17 protein-coding genes are annotated in these 21,633 nt (G+C 57.9%); 12 read left to right on the top strand and 5 right to left on the bottom strand.

Features of this window, described 5'->3' with window-relative positions; all coding sequences use genetic code 11:
- Nucleotides 1–2 precede the first annotated feature (2 nt).
- From GS636_RS10120 to GS636_RS10130, 3 genes are all read right to left on the bottom strand, one after another.
- Nucleotides 3–2,405 (bottom strand): FAD-dependent oxidoreductase, encoded by a 2,403-nt coding sequence (locus tag GS636_RS10120; protein ID WP_171669358.1) that lies wholly within the window; start codon nt 2,403–2,405, stop codon nt 3–5.
- Between the two features lie 112 nt (nt 2,406–2,517).
- Nucleotides 2,518–3,147 (bottom strand): glutathione S-transferase family protein, encoded by a 630-nt coding sequence (locus GS636_RS10125; RefSeq protein ID WP_171669359.1) that lies wholly within the window; start codon nt 3,145–3,147, stop codon nt 2,518–2,520.
- Nucleotides 3,148–3,165: 18 nt separating this feature from the next.
- Nucleotides 3,166–3,663, bottom strand: a complete 498-nt coding sequence (locus tag GS636_RS10130) for a class I SAM-dependent methyltransferase (protein WP_371808717.1) — start codon at nt 3,661–3,663, stop codon at nt 3,166–3,168.
- Between the two features lie 233 nt (nt 3,664–3,896).
- On the opposite strand from GS636_RS10130, the gene GS636_RS10135 reads away from it, so the two are divergent.
- From GS636_RS10135 to GS636_RS10155, 5 genes are read left to right on the top strand one after another with little or no spacing between them, the layout of a single operon-like run.
- Nucleotides 3,897–5,669, top strand: a complete 1,773-nt coding sequence (locus tag GS636_RS10135) for an ABC transporter ATP-binding protein (protein WP_171094399.1) — start codon at nt 3,897–3,899, stop codon at nt 5,667–5,669.
- On the top strand, nt 5,662–7,575 hold the full coding sequence (locus GS636_RS10140; RefSeq protein WP_171669360.1) for an ABC transporter substrate-binding protein: 1,914 nt from the start codon (nt 5,662–5,664) through the stop codon (nt 7,573–7,575). The genes GS636_RS10135 and GS636_RS10140 overlap by 8 nt, the downstream gene beginning before the upstream one ends.
- A gap of 14 nt (nt 7,576–7,589) precedes the next feature.
- Nucleotides 7,590–8,618 carry an ABC transporter permease gene (locus GS636_RS10145; protein ID WP_171094404.1) on the top strand — a complete coding sequence of 343 codons (1,029 nt, stop codon included), beginning with the start codon at nt 7,590–7,592 and terminating at the stop codon, nt 8,616–8,618.
- A complete protein-coding gene (locus GS636_RS10150; RefSeq protein WP_171669361.1) occupies nt 8,615–9,769 on the top strand; it encodes an ABC transporter permease in 1,155 nt (384 codons plus the stop codon). The genes GS636_RS10145 and GS636_RS10150 overlap by 4 nt, the downstream gene beginning before the upstream one ends.
- Nucleotides 9,766–11,118 (top strand): CoA transferase, encoded by a 1,353-nt coding sequence (locus GS636_RS10155; RefSeq protein ID WP_171669362.1) that lies wholly within the window; start codon nt 9,766–9,768, stop codon nt 11,116–11,118. Before GS636_RS10150 ends, GS636_RS10155 begins: the two co-directional genes overlap by 4 nt.
- Before the next feature lie 85 nt (nt 11,119–11,203).
- On the opposite strand, the gene GS636_RS10160 is transcribed toward GS636_RS10155, so the two are convergent.
- Nucleotides 11,204–13,585, bottom strand: a complete 2,382-nt coding sequence (locus GS636_RS10160) for a mechanosensitive ion channel family protein (RefSeq protein WP_171669363.1) — start codon at nt 13,583–13,585, stop codon at nt 11,204–11,206.
- Between the two features lie 391 nt (nt 13,586–13,976).
- On the opposite strand from GS636_RS10160, the gene GS636_RS10165 reads away from it, so the two are divergent.
- The 7 genes from GS636_RS10165 to GS636_RS10195 are packed head-to-tail and all read left to right on the top strand — an operon-like array spanning nt 13,977 to nt 20,470.
- Complete coding sequence (locus tag GS636_RS10165; protein ID WP_171094413.1) at nt 13,977–15,191, top strand: glycosyltransferase family protein; 1,215 nt, start codon at nt 13,977–13,979, stop codon at nt 15,189–15,191.
- Nucleotides 15,188–16,435, top strand: a complete 1,248-nt coding sequence (locus GS636_RS10170) for a glycosyltransferase (protein WP_171669364.1) — start codon at nt 15,188–15,190, stop codon at nt 16,433–16,435. Before GS636_RS10165 ends, GS636_RS10170 begins: the two co-directional genes overlap by 4 nt.
- Nucleotides 16,435–17,511, top strand: a complete 1,077-nt coding sequence (locus GS636_RS10175; RefSeq protein ID WP_171669365.1) for a glycosyltransferase family 4 protein — start codon at nt 16,435–16,437, stop codon at nt 17,509–17,511. Before GS636_RS10170 ends, GS636_RS10175 begins: the two co-directional genes overlap by 1 nt.
- Complete coding sequence (locus tag GS636_RS10180) at nt 17,508–18,092, top strand: histidine phosphatase family protein (RefSeq protein ID WP_171669366.1); 585 nt, start codon at nt 17,508–17,510, stop codon at nt 18,090–18,092. Before GS636_RS10175 ends, GS636_RS10180 begins: the two co-directional genes overlap by 4 nt.
- Nucleotides 18,089–19,231: a glycosyltransferase family protein gene (locus GS636_RS10185; protein ID WP_171669367.1), complete on the top strand. Its 1,143-nt coding sequence runs from the start codon at nt 18,089–18,091 to the stop codon at nt 19,229–19,231. Before GS636_RS10180 ends, GS636_RS10185 begins: the two co-directional genes overlap by 4 nt.
- Nucleotides 19,228–19,983: a polysaccharide deacetylase family protein gene (locus tag GS636_RS10190; protein ID WP_171669368.1), complete on the top strand. Its 756-nt coding sequence runs from the start codon at nt 19,228–19,230 to the stop codon at nt 19,981–19,983. Before GS636_RS10185 ends, GS636_RS10190 begins: the two co-directional genes overlap by 4 nt.
- A 10-nt stretch (nt 19,984–19,993) precedes the next feature.
- A complete protein-coding gene (locus GS636_RS10195) occupies nt 19,994–20,470 on the top strand; it encodes a class I SAM-dependent methyltransferase (RefSeq protein ID WP_171094425.1) in 477 nt (158 codons plus the stop codon).
- On the opposite strand, the gene GS636_RS10200 is transcribed toward GS636_RS10195, so the two are convergent.
- Nucleotides 20,471–21,613 carry an alpha-D-ribose 1-methylphosphonate 5-triphosphate diphosphatase gene (locus tag GS636_RS10200; protein ID WP_171669369.1) on the bottom strand — a complete coding sequence of 381 codons (1,143 nt, stop codon included), beginning with the start codon at nt 21,611–21,613 and terminating at the stop codon, nt 20,471–20,473.
- Between the last annotated feature and the right edge of the window lie 20 nt (nt 21,614–21,633).

Consider the following 21,633-nt stretch of genomic DNA (forward strand, 5'->3'; position numbering starts at 1 on the left):
GATCAGCCTCGCATCGCTTTGCCTTGCGGGTCATAAGGCGACGGCGCAACCACGCGTGCCGACCGTTCCACGCCGACCACATGGACGGACAGTTCGGTGCCCGGCTCAGCCTTGTCGCGGTCAATCAGAGCCATTGCCAGCGATTTGCCGGTGTAATGCCCATAGCCACCCGAGGTCACAAAACCAACGCGTTCGCCATTGGCCCAGATCGGCTCGTACCCGCTGGCATCCGCATCAACCGCATCGATTTCCAGCGTCGCCTGCATCTGTGCCGGTCCATTACCATCACGTTCGGCCAGCGCGGCCTCTTTACCTACAAACTCTTTTTCCCAATCGATCCAGCGATCCATGCCGGTCATGCCGGGTGTATAGGCTTGCGTGAACTCCGCTGACCAAATGCCAAAGCTCTTTTCCAACCGGGTCGACCCCATGGCGTTGAAACCAACCTCGCGAATGCCTTCTACGGCACCGGCCTCCAACAAGATACGGCGCAGCTTGATGTGGTCGCCATAGCGGCAGTTGATCTCGTACCCTTTTTCGCCGGTCACCGACATACGCGCCACGCGAGCCCGAACAAGGCCGATGTCAAAATCGCCGCAGCCCATGAACTTGAGGCCCGAGATGTCCTGTTCCGCCAGCTTCTCGACGACGGCCTGCGACTTCGGGCCGACCACGGCAAAGCCGCAATACTCCTCGCCCAGATCGCGCAGTTCGACCCCTTCAATCATGTGATCGTCGAACCAGCGCATGTGCCAGGCGCGCAGATAATAGCTGCCCATGATCCACCAGGTACCGTCGCCCCAGTTCAACACGGTCAGGTCACCCTTGAGCCGCCCATCCTCGCCCAGCATTGGGGCCAGTTTCGCGCGCCCTGGGGCAGGCAGTTTCGAGGCCATCACCCTGTCGAGCCACGCTTGGGCGTTCGGCCCGGTGACTTCAAACCGCGAAAAGCCCGAGATATCCATCAGGCCCACACCCTCGCGGATGGCCTTGCACTCTTCAGCCACGATGTCATGTGCATTCGAGCGCTTGAGCGTCGGCGCTTCTTCGAACCCTTTTGGTGCAAAGTACAAAGGCACCTCCAGATCCCAACTAACGCCCCATTTGCAGCCTGCTTCTGTCATTGCGTCATGTGCCGGGGCCATTTTTAGCGGACGGCCTGCGGGCAGCTGTTCGTTCGGATAGGTCATCACAAAACGACGGGAATAGAACTGCCCTGTGGTTTCGCGGATATAGCGTTTATTCTGTGCATAATCGCCGTAACGGGCCACATCCATGGACCAGGCATCTGCCTCGGGCTCACCATGGATCATCCATTCAGCCAGAGTCTTGCCAACGCCCCCCCCTTGAAGGAAGCCCGCCATCACAGCGCAAGCCGACCAATAGCCACGCTTGCCGGGGACAGGCCCGACCAAAGGATTACCATCAGGTGAGAACGTAAAGGCCCCATTCACCCATGTCTTGATGCCAACATTTTGGATTGAGGGGTAACGCTCAAAGCCCAGGGTCAGTTCGTTCTCAATCCGGTCGAGCTGTTCCTGGAACAATTCTTCACCGTAGTTCCAGGGCGCGCCATCCATGGCCCAGTGCTCGTGATCAACCTCGTAAATGCCAACCAGAACACCTTTTTGATCCTGTCGCATATAGGTGAACCCTTCAAGATCCACGGTCATCGGCATCTCAAAATCGGCGGCAGCAACTTCTGGCACCGTGTCGGTGATCAGATAATGGTGCTTAAGCGGCGACACCGGCAGCTCTACACCAGCCATGCGCCCGACCTGCTTGGCCCAAAGACCCGCAGCGTTCACAACGTGTTCGCAAGTGATCGTGCCTTTGTCGGTCACAACCTGCCAGCCATCATCGGTCTGGATCAGTTCTTCGACCTTGGTTTCCTCGTAATACTCAGCGCCACGTTTCTTGGCTGCTGTTGCATAAGCCTGCACGGTGCCGGTTGTGTCGATATACCCTTCACGATCCGCCCACATGGCCCCGATAACGCCATCCGTCGACATGATCGGGCAGCGTTTCTGTGCCTCTTGCGGGGTCAGCAATTCACAATCATCGATGCCGATGGACTGGAAAATACGGTAATTGGCCTGCAACCACTCCCACCGTTCAGGCGTTCCGGCAAGGGTCAAACCACCTGTCATGTGCAGACCGATATTCTGGCCCGACTCCTTTTCGATCTCGCTCAGAAGGTCGATGGTATAGGCCTGCAATGTCGCCATGTTCGGGTCAGCGTTCAGTGCATGGATGCCACCTGCCGCGTGCCAAGAAGACCCGGATGCCAATCGCCGCCGTTCGAGCATAACAACATCGGACCAGCCGAACTTGGCAAGGTGATACAGAACCGAGGCACCGACAACTCCGCCCCCAATGACCACAACGCGATACTGAGATTTCATCCGAACCTCTCCCAAAACAGAATCTGCGGAGACGCTAGTGACACTGTTCACTTCTGTCTAGACATTTCTGTACAGTCTAGGTCAGCAGGAAACCGCACCCAAAAAACGTTTACTACAGGCTGGCGCTGGGGCGGGATTTTATGTTTTCAAACCATGCAGTTGTGGCGGCGTTACCCTCGGGAATTCGCATTTTGATCACCCGCGCAAAATCCACAAACACAAAGGCCGAAATATCGGCGAGCGTAAATTCATCCCCTGCTAGGAACCGGCTTTCCGTCAATCGCGCTTCCAAAAGATCGTAAAACCGCGCCACACGATCTTTTCCCCGCTGCGCCAGTTCCGGGATCTGAGCATAGTTGGACGGGCCGGGAATGGCGCGGTCTTTGAAAGCCGGATGACTGTTGCGCAGCGTGTCGGCGATGGGCAAACCACCCTGCTGCTCAACGATCGCATTCCACATCAGAACCAGACCTTTTTCATCCGGGGTTCGCCCCATCAAAGGTGGTTCGGGGCAACGCGCTTCAAGAAACGCGGCAATTCCCATGTTTTCGGTCAGAACTGTGCCTTCATCGGTGACCAGTACAGGCACTGTGGCGCGCGGATTGACGGCGCGGAACGCCTCGCTCAGTTGCTCGCCCTTGGCGATCGAGACTTCGCGGGTCTCGATCTCAAGCCCTTTTTCCGCAATGAACATGCGGGCACGCCTGGGGTTTGGGGCTGTTGAGCAGTCGTAGAAAATCATGCTGGCGCCCCTTTTTGGTCAGCGACGGTAAATGAAACAGCGCCCCTCGACAGCGCCTGCGGGCAGCGGCATTGCCGTCAACCCTTGGAAATACATACGGTCACTTGATACCATAAGGCCGCCCGGGGCTAGCAATGGCTCGATCAGCGGCGACACGAATCGTGCAAATTTATCGTTCTTTTCGCGGTTGTGCCCGCCCAGATCCGCATGGATCAAGCTTGCGGTCGCACCAAACCGGTCAACCGATGACGGCAACGTCTCGCGCACATCGCCCAGAATTACTCGATCCTCGGGTGGGGTCGAATCCGGGTGCGAGGCGACCGCGCGTTCGAAAACGTAAACTGGACGCTCATCCATATGCTGCACCAGATGGTGATAAGTGCGCCCATTGCCCAGACCCAGTTCGAACACCGGACCGGCCATGCCGTGGGTATGCGCAATGGCAAAATCCAGACAGGCACGCTGCGACACCATGCGGTCGATGAACAGATCCAGACGGCTTTGATTCTCGGACACCGGTAAATATCTCCTTGATACCAATCGAAAGCATAGATGCGTCCGATGCGGCCCTAGATGACAAATTCTCAAGACTTTGTGTAGCGATGAAGCCCAAAGTTTCACATTTCCGCGACATTTCAGCATAAGAACGGGTTTGACTAGACGGGCGGAACCGCGCGACACTGATGAAAAAATCACGGGGAGTTGAAACAACCGATGTTACCTATTGGCCAAACGGGTAGAAAACCCGCATGAGCGCGTTGTTGTCCGTCAGAAACCTGAGCATTGGCTTTGGTACGGGCAATTCCGTGGTCACGGATGTGAACTTCGACGTCGAGGCCGGCCAGACGCTTGCACTGGTGGGTGAATCTGGATCGGGCAAAACAATCACATGCCGGGCCGCTTTACGTATTCTACCCCGCTCTGCACAAATCCGCAGCGGCACAATAACCCTGAACGATTCCAAAGGGATGTCGGAACTGACATCGATCTCTGAACGCGAGATGCGCAACATTCGTGGCAATCGGGTTTCGATGATCTTTCAGGAACCCATGCGCTCGCTCTCGCCTTTGCACAAGATCGGCAATCAGGTCAGCGAAGTCCTTTGGCTGCATCGCGGGTTGTCCGAGGCTGAAGCCCGGAAACAGGTTCTGACCCAGTTTGACCGCGTGGGCTTTCCAGATCCGCAGCGTGCCTATGACTCGTACCCGTTCGAGCTGTCAGGTGGCATGCGTCAGCGCGCCATGATCGCCATGGCAATGGTATCCAAGCCCGAACTTCTGATTGCCGACGAGCCGACCACTGCGCTTGACGTAACGACACAGGCACAGGTGCTTGGCCTAATTAAAGAGTTGCAACGCGAGACCGGCATGGCGCTGATCCTTGTCACCCATGACCTCGGCGTGGTTGCCAATATGGCCGAGCAGGTGGTGGTCATGCACAAGGGCCGCATTATGGAATCTGGCCCCGCCGCACCGATCCTGACCGCTCCAGCGCATCCCTATACCAAACAGTTGTTCGACGCCGCTCCCGCAATACCGGATCAGGATGCCGTAGGGATTCCCATGCCTGACGAAGATCTGATCCTTCAAATGAAGGGTGTGTCCAAGACCTATACGATGAGGTCCAGCAAGGGGTGGCAGGCCGACAAGGCAATTTATGCCTGCCGCGGCGTGGACCTTAATCTGTCGCGCGGAAAAACGCTGGCCATTGTTGGGGAAAGCGGATCAGGCAAGACAACGGCCGCCCGCATTGCTCTGGGGGCAGAACTTCCGGACCCCGGCGGCGAAGTCCTTTTCCGCACCGCGCCTGACGCTGACCCAATCACGGTACACAGCATGACGCGTGCCCAGCGCACGGCGTTTCAGCGAAAAGCGCAGATGGTGTTTCAGGACCCTTACAGTTCGCTGAGCCCCCGCATGCGTATCCAAGACGCAATGACCGAGCCGCTTGAGATCCACAAGATCGGCACCGTGGCTGAGCAGCGCGAGAAGGCCGCCGAGATGCTGCAGCGCGTTGGCCTGACAGAAGACATGCTGAAACGCTATCCCCACGCTTTCTCCGGCGGGCAACGGCAGCGCCTTTCAGTGGCCCGCGCCATGATGCTGGACCCGCAGCTGATTGTTTGTGACGAACCTACGTCGGCACTGGACGTCTCGGTTCAGGAGCAAATCCTGACCTTATTGGAACACCTGCAAGACAGTCTGAACCTGTCTTATCTGTTTATCTCGCACGATCTGGCCGTTGTCGCCCGGATCGCTGATGAAGTTGCCGTCATGCGGCGCGGCCTGATTGTCGAACAGGCCCCGCCCGAAACGCTTTTCTACAATCCGCGTCACCCTTACACCAAGGCGCTGATTGCCGCTCAACCCGAACCCGACATCAACCGTCCGATTGACCTGCAAATGGTCTCTTTGGGCGCCGGCGCGCCGGACAGTTGGGAAGAAGCCTTCCGTTTCTCTGACACCGTGATACCTTCATTGGTGGAATTGGAACCGGGCCATAAGGTACGTTGCCATGTTTAAGACCACTCGCCCCATGATCCTGGCCGCAATGCTGGCCCTTTCGGGGATGCTGCCCGCGACGGCAGAAACACTTCCTGCTCCTCAGGAAAGCACCTTCTGGAGCTCAGAGGTTGAGGCTGGCAATCTTCCGCCTGTTGAAGAACGTCTTCCCAAGGAACCGCTGGTTGTTGATCTGGCCGCCAAAGGTCGCGAATTCGGAACGCAAGGCGGCACCCTGCGCACGATGGTGACGCGGTCGAAAGATATCCGCCAAATGGTCGTCTATGGCTATGCTCGCCTTGTCGGGTTTAACCAGGACTATGAAATTGTGCCCGACCTGCTGGCCTCGTTCGAGAACGAAGACAATCGCAAGTTCACGCTGAAACTGCGGGAAGGGCATAAATGGTCGGATGGCTCGCCCTTTACGTCAGAAGACTTCCGCTATTGGTGGGAAGAGGTCGCCAACAACGAATTGCTCAGCCCTTCGGGTCCGCTTGAGTTTCTGATCGTCGAAGGCAAGTCACCCACTGTCACCTTCCCTGATGAAACCACGGTGATCTTCGAATGGGAGGATCCAAACCCGGACTTCCTGCAAACGCTTGCCAATGCCCGGCCGCCCTTTATCTACCGACCGTCCGCCTTCCTCAAACAGTATCACGAGAAATACGCCGATCCCGAGGAACTGGCGTTTCTTGTTGAGGACGCAAGGGTCAAAAGTTGGGCCGCGTTGCACAACAAGCTGGACAACCTTTACAAGTTCGACAACCACGAACTGCCGACATTGCAACCTTGGCTGAACGCAAGTTCGGGTAAAAAGATCCGCCACAACTTCGTACGCAACCCCTATTATCACCGTATCGACAGCAACGGGGTGCAACTGCCTTATATCGATGTGGTCGAGATGGAGATTGTGGCCCCCGGCCTGGTCGCCGCCAAGACCAACGCAGGTGAAAGCGATCTGCAAGGTCGCGGGTTGGCCTTCCGGGACGCGTCGATCCTCAAAAAAGGCGAAGCTCAAGGCGGCTACAAAACGCTGCTCTGGAAAACCGGCGTAGCGTCCCAAGTCGCGATCTATCCGAACCTCAACTTTGCAGATGACGTCTGGCGCGACGTGTTGCGTGACGTTCGCGTGCGACGCGCTTTGTCGCTGGCCATAGACCGCAACACAATCAATCAGGCTCTGTATTTCAAACTGGCGCGTCCCGTGGCGATGTCCGTGCTGCCCGCATCGCCTTTCTACAGTGAAGAGAATGCCGCGGCCTGGGCGCAATACGATATTGATCAGGCCAATGCCCTGCTAGACGAAGCTGGTCTGACTCAGCGTGACAAGAATGGCATCCGCCTGTTACCCGATGGCCGCCCGATGGAGTTGATCATCGAAACCGCCGGTGAGCGGCAAGAGGTCGAGAATGCCCTGCAAATCGTCACCGACAACTGGCGCGAGATCGGGGTCAAGCTGGTGATGCGTCCTCTGGACCGCGACATTCTGCGCAACCGCGTGTTTGCGGGCAACTCGATGGCGTCAGTTTGGTTTGGATGGGATGATGGCATCCCGCAGGCACATACGTCCCCCGCCTATCTGGCGCCCACCGATCAGGTGTTTCTGGCCTGGCCCAAATGGGGTCAATATTACCAGACAAAAGGTGAAGCTGGCGAAGCCCCCGACATGCCCGAAGCCGAACGCCTGATGGAGCTGGCCCATGATTGGGAAATCGCCACAAGCGATGAAGAACGCATGGCTGCCTGGACGGAAATGCTGAATATTCATGCGGACCAACTGTATGCGATTGGTATCCTGAACGGCGCGCCCCAGCCTGTCGTTGTGTCAAACCGTCTGCGCAACGTACCGGAACAGGCTATGTGGGCATGGGAGCCCGGCGCGCATTTCGGTATCCATCGCCCGGACGAGTTCTTTTTCGCCGACTAAGCAGGAGCAGCAAAATGGTCATGCTGCGCTATGCGGTGTATCGATTCTTCACGATGCTGCTGACGCTGTTGGTGGTCTCTGTTCTGATTTTCACAATCATCAACCTGCCGCCCGGTGACTACCTGAGCAACCAGATTGCCGAGCTTCAGGCCTCGGGCCAATCTGCCGGTGTCGCCAAAGCCGAGTTTCTTCGCACGGAATACGCCCTGGATCGTCCCATCTGGGAGCAATACCTGATCTGGATGGGGTTCTGGCCCGGACCGCACGGCTTTTCTGGATTGATTCAAGGGAACTATGGCTGGTCGTTTGAATTTGACCGACCTGTTTCAGAAATTGTTGGCGATACGCTTTGGCTGACGGTCGTCGTCAATCTGGCCGCAATCCTGTTCGTCTATGCAGTTGCGCTTCCATTGGGCGTAATAGCGGCTGCACGGTCGCGGACGTGGATCGACTATACCTCGGCCTTTGTCGGATATTTGGGTCTGGCCACACCGAACTTCCTTCTGGCTCTGATCTTGTTCTACTACGGACACCAGTATTTCAACCTGCCCATCGGCGGCCTTATGGATCCCAAATTCGAAGGCGAGCCGATGAGTTGGGACAAGCTGAAATCCATCCTCATTCACTTGATCGTGCCAACCTTTGTGATCGGCACGTCGGGGGCCTCGGCCATGATGCAGCGCCTGCGGGCAAATATGCTGGATGAGCTTGGCAAGCCTTATGTCGAAACTGCGATTGCCAAAGGTATGGCCCCGTCGCGGATGCTGACCAAATACCCACTACGTGTCGCGTTCAACCCTTTCGTGGCCGATATCGGCAACCTGCTTCCGTCAATGGTGTCAGGCTCGGTTCTGGTTTCTGTTGTTCTGGGCCTGCAAACCATTGGCCCGACCCTGCTGACGGCTTTGAAGACGCAGGATCAGTTCCTGTCGGCTTTCATCCTGATGTTTGTCGCCTTGCTGACGCTGATCGGTACGATGATCTCGGACATTCTGCTGGTGATGCTCGATCCGCGCATCCGTTATGAGGGGCGCGAAGCATGACCGAACGTCCCGATGACCGCTTTGTAGATGACGCGCCTTTTGACCCGCAGGCGTCTGTTCAGCAGCTCGAACGCGCCGATCTGGACGCACCAAACTGGGTGCTGGTCTGGCGCAAATTCCGCACCCACAAGCTTGGCTTGATCTCAGGCATCTTCCTGCTGTTGTGCTATCTGATGTTACCGTTTGCCGGGTTCATCGCACCCTATGGACCCAACGACCGCAATGGCGAGCACCTCTATGCCCCGCCCCAATCGGTTCACTGGTTCCACGAAGGCGAGTTTATTGGCCCTCATGTATATCCCATCGTTGCCGAAGCGGATCTTGAGACATTCCAGTGGAAATTTGTGCCCGACACAGACGACCCACGCCCCATCAGGTTCTTTTGCGAAGCGTCAGAATACCGTCTGGCCGGGTTCATACCATCCGACACCCATCTGTTTTGCGCCCCCGAAGGCGCCACCCTGTTCCTGTGGGGGTCAGACCGACTGGGGCGCGACATCTTCAGTCGTATCCTCTATGGCGCGCAGCTTTCGTTGACGGTGGGTTTGATCGGTATCTCAGTGTCGTTCTTCCTGGGCATCTTGTTCGGCTCGATGGCGGGCTATTTCGGCGGGCGCATCGACTGGACCATCAACCGGGTCATCGAAATTCTGCGCTCGTTGCCGGAACTGCCTTTGTGGCTGGCGCTGTCCGCCGCCGTGCCATCGAACTGGAGCCCTGTTGCGGTCTTCTTCATCATCTCGATCATTCTGGGCATACTCGACTGGCCTGGCCTGGCGCGTTCTGTTCGCGCCAAGTTTCTGTCACTGCGTGAGGAAGAATATGTGCGCGCGGCTGAAATGATGGGGGCAAGTTCGGGCCGGGTGATCCGCAAGCACCTGCTGCCAAACTTCATGTCGCACCTGATCGCATCGGCCACGTTGTCTATACCGGCCATGATCTTGGGTGAAACAGCGCTCAGTTTCCTTGGGTTGGGCCTGCGGGCACCTGCCGTCAGTTGGGGCGTCATGCTGAATGATGCGCAAAACCTCGCATCGATCGAGATCTACCCGTGGACGGCCATCCCCATGCTGCCGATCATCGTAGTTGTGCTGGCTTTCAACTTCCTCGGTGACGGGCTGCGCGACAGTCTGGACCCCTATCAGCAATGAGCCTTCTCGCCACCCTTCCTGCTGCAGACAGCTATCGCAGAACGGGTGACGGCGCGCTGCCAAGTGCTTTCGCGGTATCCGAACTGGCGACAGCCAGCTTTGCGGCAGTAGGTCACGAAATGGCCCGGTTGATACAAGCACTCAACCTGTCCTCTGCTACGCCTGAAATCAAAGTCGATCACCGGCTGGCATCCATTTGGTTCGGCTATTCTTTCAAACCAGACGGTTGGGAAATGCCAAGCCTGTGGGATGCGGTCGCGGGCGACTATAAAGCCTCGGACGGATGGATACGTCTGCACACCAACTTACCTCGCCACCGGGCGGCTGCGCTGAAGGTTCTTGGTACTCCGCCTGATCGCGAGGCCGTGGCAACTGCCGTCAAGTCATGGTCCATAGCGGATCTCGAAACCGCAGTGGTGGCAGAAGGTGGCGTTGCCGCTGCCATGCGCAGTCGAACCGAGTGGCTGGAACATCCGCAAGGCCGCGCCGTGTCACGTGATCCGCTGATTGGCTGGCAAGGGCCGCGCTATGTCAAACTACGCGACAGGCCACAGGCAACTGCCGAACGGCCCCTGTCGGGACTACGCGTGCTTGACCTGACACGTGTTCTGGCCGGTCCGGTCTCGACCCGCACGCTGGCCGGTTTCGGCGCCGAGGTTCTGCGCATCGACCCACCGGATTGGGATGAACCGGGGGTGATCCCTGACATCTCGCTCGGGAAACACTGCGCTTATCTTGACCTCAAATCAGACGATGGGCTGAAACGGCTGCAAGAATTGCTGTCTCAGGCGGACGTATTTGTGCACGGGTATCGACCGGGCGCATTGGATGCTTTGGGTCTGACACGCGCCAAGCGTGATGAGCTTGCCCCGAACCGGATCGAGGTTACGTTGGACGCCTATGGCTGGCAGGGGCCATGGTCTACCCGGCGTGGCTTTGACAGCCTTGTGCAGATGAGCGCGGGCATTGCCCATACCGGCATGGGCTGGGCGCAGGCGGACAAGCCGACTCCTCTGCCGGTTCAGGCTTTGGATCACGCGACAGGGTATTTGATGGCAGCCGCTGTTTTGTCTGCCCTGTCAGAGGCCGCGGCAGGAAATTCGATTATGCACGCCCACCTGTCCCTTGCACGCACTGCTGAGCTTTTGGCCGTGCTCGGCAAGGACAATGCCAAAGCTGCACCCATCAACCCAACAACCGCAGACTACAACACAGAACCCGAACCCTCCGGCTGGGGGCCCGGCCAGCGGCTCAAACCTGCGCTCCAAGTCGGTGGGGCATCTATGCGATGGGATCTGCCAGCATCAAAACTGGGCACATCCAAACCTGTTTGGCCCTTTATCGCATAGTCACCCAACCGCTGCGCGGAAGGCGCGGCCCAACGCTTTGTGTCGCGTCTTGCCATAGACGCAATCCAAAGCGGCGGGAGAGCCCCTAACGGTCGTCGCCACCCGGCCCGATGTCGTCCAGATAATCCTCATCGATTGCAGTCTGTACTGCTCCAGTCACGGCCTCTCGCTGCTTAGGCGTCAGGTCTTCGGCTTCTTTGCCGTCCGCCAATCTCACAGTGACTTCACGATGTGCAAACTTGATTCCCTCACGAGCAAACAATTCACGAATGTCCTGATAGACCTTTTTACGAACCAACCACTGATCGCCCGGTTTGGTCATGAACTTTACCCGGATAATCATGGCAGAATCCTGCATCTCAATCACACCCTGCGATTTCAGCGGTTGGATAAAGTTCTCTCCAATCACAGGATCGCTCAGCAGTTGCTGACCCAGTTTCTTGATCAGCTTGCGCACCTTCTCGACATCCGTGTCATAGGTGACGCGCAAGGGCAGTTTCATGATGACCCAATCGCGCGAATAGTTCGTCAGCACCTTGATCTCACCAAAAGGAATGGTGTTCAGCGCACCCAGATGGTGCCGCAGTTGCATGGACCGGACCGAGATCTTCTCGACCGTGCCTTTGACATCGCCGATGTCGATATATTCGCCTTTGCGGAACGCATCATCCAGCAGGAAGAACGCACCAGAAAAGATATCACGCACCAACGTCTGCGAGCCAAAGCCAACGGCCAAACCCACCACACCGGCGCCGGCAAACAGTGGGCTGACATTGATGCCCAGCTCCATCAGAGCAATCAGCACAATCGTCACAACAACAACGGCCAGAATCGCGCCTCGGAATAGGGGCAGCAACGTTGCCAGACGACTTTGTCCGCCCTCACCACCTTCATCACCCAGTTCGGCTTCACTCCCGTCATCGACCTCTTCCGCGATTTTACTGTCGATCCAGATGCGGAAGAAGTGAAACAGGATGTAGCCGATGAAGATGATGACCATCACATCCAGCGCGCGCTCGACCGGCAGATCCTGACTCCAGTCCGCATCCGGGTACCAGATGACGACAAGCGCATAAGCCCCGATCACAAAGGCCAGAATGCCGGCCACCCGGCGCGCCAGATCTTCGTAGGTCAGGAGATATTGCTTGCGCTGCTCGGCCTCGGGCGTTTCCACCGGGGCGGTATCGTCATCCTCTGCAGCCGCTTCTTCGTTGATTTCGTCAATCATACGGGACCGGTCGAAATACCGTTCCAGCAGATAATTCATCGCGCCATAGGCGATGACGACGGACATGAAGATCAGATAGCTGCTGGCAATGAGGGGAATTGGCGTTGGATTCTCCAGCGCCAGATCAACGGCCAAACGGAACCAGCTAAACACGACGTAGACGATCAGGACCGGCGCCCAACCATAGGACACAACCCGCAACAACCAGGATACCTGATCCCCAGCCCGTCCGCCGCGGATCGCGTTCGAGATGGCCCGTGCGTTGAACAGGATCATCAGAACGTTGCCCAACGCGCCAATCATCGTCAACCCACCGTAAACCATGGCATAAACGTTGTAGTTCAGGCCAAAATCCGCGACCCAGGTCGCAAATAAAACAACCGAGATGTCATAGGTCGCCAAGGCAGATGCCCAGATGTAAAGCCTGCGGGCGTTTTTGTCCGAGAAAGGTGGCAGTCTGTATTGGCTCAGATAGGGCGACAGAACCATCCGCCACAGATCGGACACAGTACGCGCGAGGAAGAACGCCGTGAAAATAGCCGTGACTGTAAACTGGATCGAGATGTCCTCGGCCTCGCCGAAGAACAGATACCCAACAATCAGCGCCATCAGCATGGCAAAGATCGTGCCTCCAATCCCCATCACAAAGCGGAAGACAAGGAACGGCATCTTTTCGCGGTATCCAACAGGGTCGTCTTTGACCCGGGCCACAACCCAACGCCGAGCAAAGCGTTTGCCGTAAATCTCGATCGACAGCCAACGCCCCAACAGCAAGAACAGGACGTTCCAGCCCAAGACCTCGACATAAGTCTGGATGCGCCCGTCAGGGCTGGTCTGACGCAGAATATACTGCACTTCGAACACTGAATAAGGCAGCGCCTCGAGCCTCGATTGCATCGAATCGCGGAATTTCGAGAACCGCTCCTGCGCCTTCATCAGCTGCGATCCGTCGCTCATGGGGTTGTTTACCCCACTGCCGCCTTCGGCTGAGCCTGCTTCTGCTCCGCCCGCCGTTGTCACAACCTGACCGGCGCTGTCTATGACAATCACACTTGCACCGGCTTCGCTGGCAGCGCGGATCGCGGCGGCAAGATCGTTTTCGGGCACCGTATCGGATGTGCTGCTCGATCCCGAGCCGTAACCGGGAATCAACGATGTCTGCGCCGAAACACTGACCGGAAAAGCCAGAACGAAAGCCCACAAAGCCAGGAAAATTGCGGCCAGAAAGGTATGTTTCATAGGGTCTTGCATCCAGTTTTTCCGATGCAGGTCAGAATAAACAAGCGTTGAAGGCAGTTCAAACACTCGCACGTCTCTGTCTCAATATCGTGTAGAGGCGTGGTATTGGCGCACAGGCGTGTTGCAGCTATTTTCAATCTGGCAAAAATTGAATATGACACTGCACAGGTTGCGGGCGCCCTTATGCCAGCGATTTCTTTGATGCTTTTGCAATCCTGTCCAAGCTTTGGTGCGATATGTCGCTAACTCGTCAATATGCTGTTGCCAAATCGCAATGCTTGGAACATTTGCAGGGGCGCATTTCCGCCTTTGGCAAGCACGACAAAAAAATATACGATAACGCTTGCGAACGCGCGGATTTCGCATCGAGATCAAGAAGACGGGCAACTCTATGAGCCTTGGCACCACCACCTCAAAACCGGACCGCGCGCCGCGTATCCTGTTTTACAGCCACGACACGTTTGGCCTTGGCCACTTGCGCCGGTCGCGGGCTTTGGCCGCTGCAATCACGCAGGCCGACCCCAGCGCTTCTGCGCTTATCCTGACCGGTTCTCCGGTGGCAGGACGGTTTACCTTTCCCCGCCGCGTCGATCACGTGAGATTGCCTGGTGTGACCAAGCGCGCCGATGGCTCTTACGCGGCACGTACGATCGGAATGGGCATCGATGAAGTGACCGAGCTTCGCTCGGGCCTGATCCAGACGGCCGTTCAGCAATTCGACCCCGACGTACTGATCGTCGACAAAGAACCAACCGGGTTTCGCGGTGAACTGCTGCCAACGCTGAATTATCTGGAGCGGAACTGCGGCACAAAACTGGTGCTGGGGTTACGGGATGTTCTGGATGAACCCGAAGTTCTGGCCGCCGAATGGGCACGCAAAGAAGCTGTTGAGGCGACCGAGCGGTTTTATCACGAAATCTGGGTCTATGGTTTGAAGTCGATCTATGACCCAACTCAAGGCTTGCCGCTGAGCCCCGCCGCGCAATCCCGTATTCATTGGACAGGTTATCTGCGGCGGGATCTTGGCCCGGTGGGTGAGCCGCCTGAGCAGCCCTATATCCTGATCACCCCTGGCGGGGGCGGAGATGGCAAAGCGATGGTGAACCTGGTTCTTTCTGCTTACGAGAAAGACCCGGACCTGTCTCCACGTGCAATGCTGGTCTATGGCCCCTTCCTGTCGGGCGAACTGCGCGAGGAATTCGAAACACGTGTTGCCGCCTTGAACGGGCGCGTGACAGCAGTTGGCTTTGAATCTCAGATCGAAACGCTGTTTGCGGGGGCCGAGGGCGTTGTTTGCATGGGCGGTTACAACACTTTTTGCGAGGTTCTGTCCTTCGACAAGCGCGCCGTCATCGTTCCGCGCACCACGCCCCGGCTGGAACAATGGATTCGCGCCTCACGCGCGGAAGAGCTGGGCTTGGTCAAAATGCTGGACGAACACCGTGACGGCCTGACCCCCGAGGCGATGATCGCAGCGATCCGTAACCTGCCCAATCAAACCCTGCCATCGCAGGCCATCCAGACCGGTTTGCTCGACGGGCTGGACTACGTCACCGACCGCATCGACGACCTGCTGACCTGGGAACAGGAACGAGCCACCGGATGACCTCAGAAATACCTACGCTGGCGGTTGTGGTCAAAGGCTGGCCGCGACTGTCTGAAACGTTTATTGCGCAGGAGCTTGTCGCCTTGCAGGACGCGGGCCATCGGTTCGACATCTGGTCGCTGCGTCACCCGACCGACACCAAGCGTCATCCCTTGCACGACCGTTTCATCGGGCAGGTGCATTATTTGCCCGAATACCTGTATCAGGAGCCGCAGCGAGTCTGGGCCGCGCGTGCGATTGCGCAAACCCTGCCCGGCTATGCCGAAGCTTACCGGATCTGGCGGCAGGACTTGCGTCGCGATCCAACACCAAATCGCATTCGGCGCTTTGGCCAAGCTTGTGTTCTGGCTGCAGAACTACCCCCCGAAGTTCTGGGGCTTTACGCGCATTTCATGCACACACCGTCGTCTGTTGCCCGCTATGCGGCCATCATGCGCGGCTTGCCATGGAGCTTTTCGGCCCACGCCAAGGACATCTGGACGTCGCCCGAATGGGAAAAGCGCGAAAAGCTGCATGCCGCAACACATGGCGCCACGTTCGGTGCCACCTGTACAGCAATTGGGGCCGAGCATTTGCGGGGTCTGGCGGATGATCCAAATCGTATTGACCTGATCTATCACGGGCTCGACTTATCGCGGTTTCCGAACCCGCCGACCCGAATTTTGCGCTCAATTGAAAGCCCATTTCATATGATCTCAGTTGGGCGACTGGTTGAGAAAAAGGGATTCGACCGGCTGATCGCGGCTTTTGCCTTATTGCCCGATAATCTGGACTGGCATTGGACCCATATTGGCGGCGGCGCTCTAGGCGATACGTTGCGGGCAAAGGCGAACGCAGCTGGCATTGGGGATCGCATCGCGTGGAGAGGTGCCTGCGATCAGCCCGAGGTGATCGATGCGATGCGAAAGGCCGATCTCTTTGTTTTGCCCAGCCGTATTGCGGCAGATGGCGACCGTGACGGGCTGCCGAATGTGTTGATGGAAGCTGCGTCTCAGCTGTTGCCCATCCTGTCGACCCCGGTGTCAGCAATCCCGGAGTTCATCGAAACCGGGACACATGGCATCTTGTCCGAGGACGATCCGGCCGCATTGGCAGCTGCCATCGACGCATTGGCCAAGGATCCGCAACAGGCGTCTCAGATGGCGCGCGCCGCCTATAATCGGCTGATCGCCGAGTTTAGGATGGACCCAGGGATCGCTCAACTCTCCAAACGCCTAAGCGCCATGTGCATGGAAATCGCATGATGGCGCGGGTCGCATTTTATGCACCAATGAAATCCCCCGACAGCCCGACCCCATCGGGCGACCGCGAAATGGCGCGGAACCTGATCAAGGCGCTGGCCGCTGAAGGCGACAGGGTTGATCTGGTGTCGGACCTTAGAATCTATGACAAGAGCGGCGATTCCGACCTGCAACGCACCCTGCGCGGCGCGGCAGAAGAAGAAGCACAGAGGTTAATTTCCGACCTGCCTTCGGACACGGCTGTGTGGGTGACATATCACAACTACTACAAAGCCCCCGATTTGTTGGGGCCGCAAGTCTGCAAGGCGCGCGGCATTCCTTATGTTCAGTTGGAAAGCACCCGTGCATCCAGTCGGTTGACCGGGCCTTGGGCCGATTTTGCAGCTGATGCACATCGAGCCTGCGACGCCGCCGATGTCATATTTTATCACACCGCTAACGACCTGATCACATTGGAACGGGATCGCTTTGGCGATCAGGCTTTGGTCGAGCTGCCGCCATTTCTGCCGCAATCCCAACTCCCCGCTGCAACCAGCGGGGAAGGTCCGATGCTGACCGTTGGCATGATGCGCCACGGGGACAAACTGGCCTCTTACCAGATCCTGGCCGAAGCGCTTTCGCAGCTGGCAGGTGAGTGGCATCTGAACATTGCTGGCGATGGACCCGCTCGATCAGAAGTCGAGGCCATTATGGCCCCGTTCGGAGAAAAGGTCAGCTTTCTGGGTCAACTCGACCGCGATGCGCTGCAAGCGGCCTATGAACACGCCTCTCTGCTAGTTTGGCCCGGTGTGAACGAAGCTTATGGTATGATCTACCTCGAGGCACAGGCTGCGGGCGTACCGGTGCTTGCACAAGATCGACCGGGCGTGCGGGATGTGCTGGCCCCCGCAATTTACCCTTCGATCGACGCCGGGGCGCAAGGCTTTGCAGACCGCCTACAAACCCTGCTGGCGGACGCATCGCTGCGTCGCACCCTTGGTGCGGCTGCTCGTGAGTATGTGGCTGACCGTCATCTTGTGCCACAAGCCACTGCCCGCCTTTGGGCAACTCTCCGCCCGTTACTGAAGGATTTGCCATGACCAAGCTTGCGCTGCTTCGCCACGGGCACACACATTGGAACCGCGCCGGTCAGATACAGGGCCGAAGCGACATTCCCCTGGACGATGACGCACGAACGGAATTGGCTGGCTATCGCTTGCCGGACAACTGGGCACAAGCTGACATCTGGTCCAGCCCGTTGCAACGCGCCTATGAGACGGCCCAAATCGTCTCGGGTCGCAGCCCGCAGACGTCAGACGCGCTGACCGAGATGAACTGGGGCGATTGGGAGGGTCAGCGCGGCGTCGATCTGATCGCGGACACAACAAGCGGCTATAAGCACATCGAGGAGTGGGGTTGGGATTTCCGCCCGCCAAATGGTGAAAGCCCGGAAGATGTGCGGGTACGGCTGCGCCCGTGGTTGTCCACGCTGCAAAACGATACGGTGGCTGTCTGCCATATCGGCATCATGCGGGTCATTCTGGCCCAAGCTTGGGGTTGGAATTTCGAAGGGCCTCCCCCCTTCAAGATCAAACGCAATCGGCTGTATATCGTCGATATGAACACCATGACCGCCGACCCCGATCCCATACGCTTGTCAAAACGCGAGACCTTGCCATGAAGGTGATGATCATTGTCACTCACCTGTTGGGAACAGGGCATCTCAGCCGAGCCCTTACCCTTGGGCGCGCGTTTCGAGATGACGGGCACGAGGTCATGGTTGTGACGGGTGGAATGCCTGCACCTCAGTTGGACAGCAGTGGAATGACGTTGTTTGGCCTGCCCCCTTTAAGGTCGGACGGCACCAACTTCACCCGCTTGCTAACCGAAACCGGCAAAGAGGCCGACACCGCCTATCATGAGGCGCGTGTGACGGCTCTGGTACAGGCTGTAAAGACGTTCCAGCCGCATGTGCTGATCACCGAGCTCTATCCCTTTGGCCGCCGATCGTTGGCCGCCGAGTTCGACGCAGCGTTGAGCACAGCAACCAAGCTGCCGGTACGTCCGGTTATTCTGGGGTCGATCCGAGACATTCTGGCCCCGCCTTCGAAACCTGCCAAAGCAGAGCGCGCGGACGACCTCGTGAACCAGTATTATGACGGCGTACTGGTTCATTCGACCGAAAGCGTGACGCCTCTGTCGGTCAGTTGGCCCGTGTCAGATCAACTGGCGGGCCGGTTGCACTATACCGGCTTTGTTGCGCCTGAATTGCCCCAACCTCACCCGGATTTGGTGGGTGAAGGTGAAATTCTGGTCAGCGCCGGTGGCGGGTCCGTGGGGCAGCCGATCTTTCGTGCGGCCATCGAGGCCGCCCGCCAGATGCCCAACAGGCGCTGGCGTCTGTTGGTCGGCGGGACGGATGCCAAGGCGCGGATTGCCGAACTGTCGGAACAGGCCAAAGGAACCTCGGTCATTCTTGAACCAGTGCGGCCCGATTTTCGTCAGATGTTGCCGCTTGCGGCAGCGTCGGTCAGTATGTGCGGCTACAACACCGCGATGGATATTCTGCAAAGCGGAACACCTGCGGTTTTTGTCCCATTCGATGACGGCAAAGAGGTTGAACAAGGTCTGCGCGGGCAGAGCTTGTCCGGCCTGTCCGCTATTGAAGTTCTGGAAAGTCAATCGCTGAGCGGGGCCGCACTTGCCCAAGCGGTTGAACGCATCATTGCCGATGGTCCCCGCGCAAAACAGGATTTCGGATTTGACGGCGCTGCCCAAAGCGTACGCATCGCTAAACGCCTGTTGGAGCTGCGTGCATGACCCCCGACTGGCACCCTCTGGACGCCGAGCTGGATCACTGGCGTGCATCGGGTATGTCATTTCCGCTCTGGTGGCGTGACGATGACGCCGTCGCTCCGACGCCACCGTTGGATCAATTGGCTGATCTGTCTGCGGAATTGGGCCTGCCTGTCCATCTGGCTGTCATTCCCCACGGCGCGACCCCGGCGTTGGCCGAGTATGTCGCGGATCGACCCTGTTTGATCCCTGTGGTGCATGGCTGGGCGCACAATAACCACGCGCCTGCGGGAGAGAAGAAGGCCGAGTTCCGACTCAATCGATCGCTGGACCAGATGGTTGATGATGCAAAGGCAGGGATGGCCCGTCTTGGTGATCTGTTCGGTGGTAACGTGCGACCCATGTTTGTTCCCCCGTGGAACCGCATCGCGCCGGAGCTGGTCGCGCAACTTCCCCGCCTGGGCTTTCGTGTCCTGTCCACTGCGACGCCGCGCAAAACTCCTTTTGCCGCACCGGGGCTGGAACAAATCAACACCCATCTTGACCCGATTGACTGGCGCGGCACACGCAGTCTGATCAACCCCGACATCCTGATCGCGCAGACAGTTGATCTGTTGCGCGACCGGCGCGAAGGACGCGCAGACAACGCTGAACCATTTGGCATATTGACCCATCATCTTGTCCATGATCAGGATATTTGGTCCTTTACCGAGGCCCTGCTGCGCAAAGTGTTGAACGGCCCGGCCACGATCTGGGTCGCGCCTAAGAACAAATAAGGACACCACCATGAGCCGACTGGATTCTATGCTGCGCCGACTGACGGCTCAACGCGACGGGTTGAACTGGGCCGCCCAGCGCATCAGCGGCCAGCCAGGCGATGTGCTGGACATGGGTCTGGGCAATGGCCGCACCTATGATCACCTGCGCGAAATCCTACCGGAACGCCGAATCTGGGTGATGGACCGGGTCCTGCAATGCCACCCGGACAGCACCCCTCCGGCCGAAGATTTCCTGCAAGGCGAGGCCGAGCCGATGCTGAAGAAACTGGCGGCAGACGGGCATAAGATCGCGTTGGCACATTACGATTTCGGACGCGGGATCAAACAGGAAGATGTGGCTGAAGCCGCGCGGCTCAGCCCATTGATCGCGCAGGTCATGCAGCCCGGCGGTTTGCTGATTTCCGGCCAGCCCCTTGTCGGCTTTAACCAGATCAAAGGGCCCGAGACGATCGCCCCGGACCGATACCTGTTCTACACCGCCTGATCAGGCGACACGCCGACCACGCGCCCAGACCGAATTAAGCGCAGGAACCCCGGCCCGCATCCGGAAACGGATGGCATCGGCTCGGGCGCCGGCGCGTAACTCCCCCCGATCTTCCAGTCCCGCGGCCAGCGCAGGGGCCAAAGTGACCGTTTTCATACCGCGCGCTATATCATCCCATATCTCGCCCAGCATGGCCGCCGACAACAGCAGGGCCGACGGCACATAATCCGATGACATGATGTCCAGATGCCCAAGCTCGGCCAGCTCGCGCGCCGCGACGTTTCCTGAGTGCGAGCCACCGCGAATGATGTTGGGTGCCCCCATCATGACCTTGATATCGTGATCGTGACAGGCACGCGCTGCCTCGACCGTGGTCGGAAACTCAGCCAGTCGGATACCGTGACCTGCCGAGACTTTCACCTGATCTTCCGTCGTATCGTCATGACTGGCCAAAACCGCCCCAAAACGACGCGCGGCTTTGACGGTCTCAACCTCATGCACATCGCCATTACGGTCGCGAAGACCCTTTAACTGGGCCACATGCTGCAGGAATGTGTCATCGTCCATCGCATGTTTGCCCTTCATATATGCCTCAAGTTTGGTCATGTCGCGGAACTGCCGCTGTCCGGGTGTGTGATCCATGATGGACACAAGACCAACCCGATCCTCTGGCCCGAACTCATCCAGCTCTTCGACCAAAGTTTCAGAACACACCTCGGCCCGCAAATGCAGGAAATGGCTGATCTTCAACGCATCCTGTTCGCGCAGATCCCACAATTCCTGCGACAGGCCACGCGCGTATTTTCCATAACGCGCTGCTCCTGACGGGATCGATCCGACCCGCATGGCATCAAACACGGTCGTGATCCCGGTGCTGGCCAATTCCGCGTCATGTGCAAGGATCGCAGCTGCATGAGGCCAGTCTACCCGTGGCCTGGGTTGAATGTGGCGTTCAAGGTTGTCTGTGTGCAATTCAACCAGACCAGGGCTGACATAATCGCCTTCGCAATCGATTGCACCAGACGGAACCGCGTTTCCGGTATCAATCTCGGCGATGGTCTCGCCCACAATCCGGACGCTGCCGGTTACGGTTTCATTCGGCAACACAAGCGTGGCATTGGCAAGGATCAAGTCTTCTGTCATCTGAACTTCACGCAGTTTGA

It is taken from the genome of Ruegeria sp. HKCCD4884 (assembly GCF_013110855.1).
Classification (GTDB): Bacteria; Pseudomonadota; Alphaproteobacteria; order Rhodobacterales; family Rhodobacteraceae; genus Ruegeria.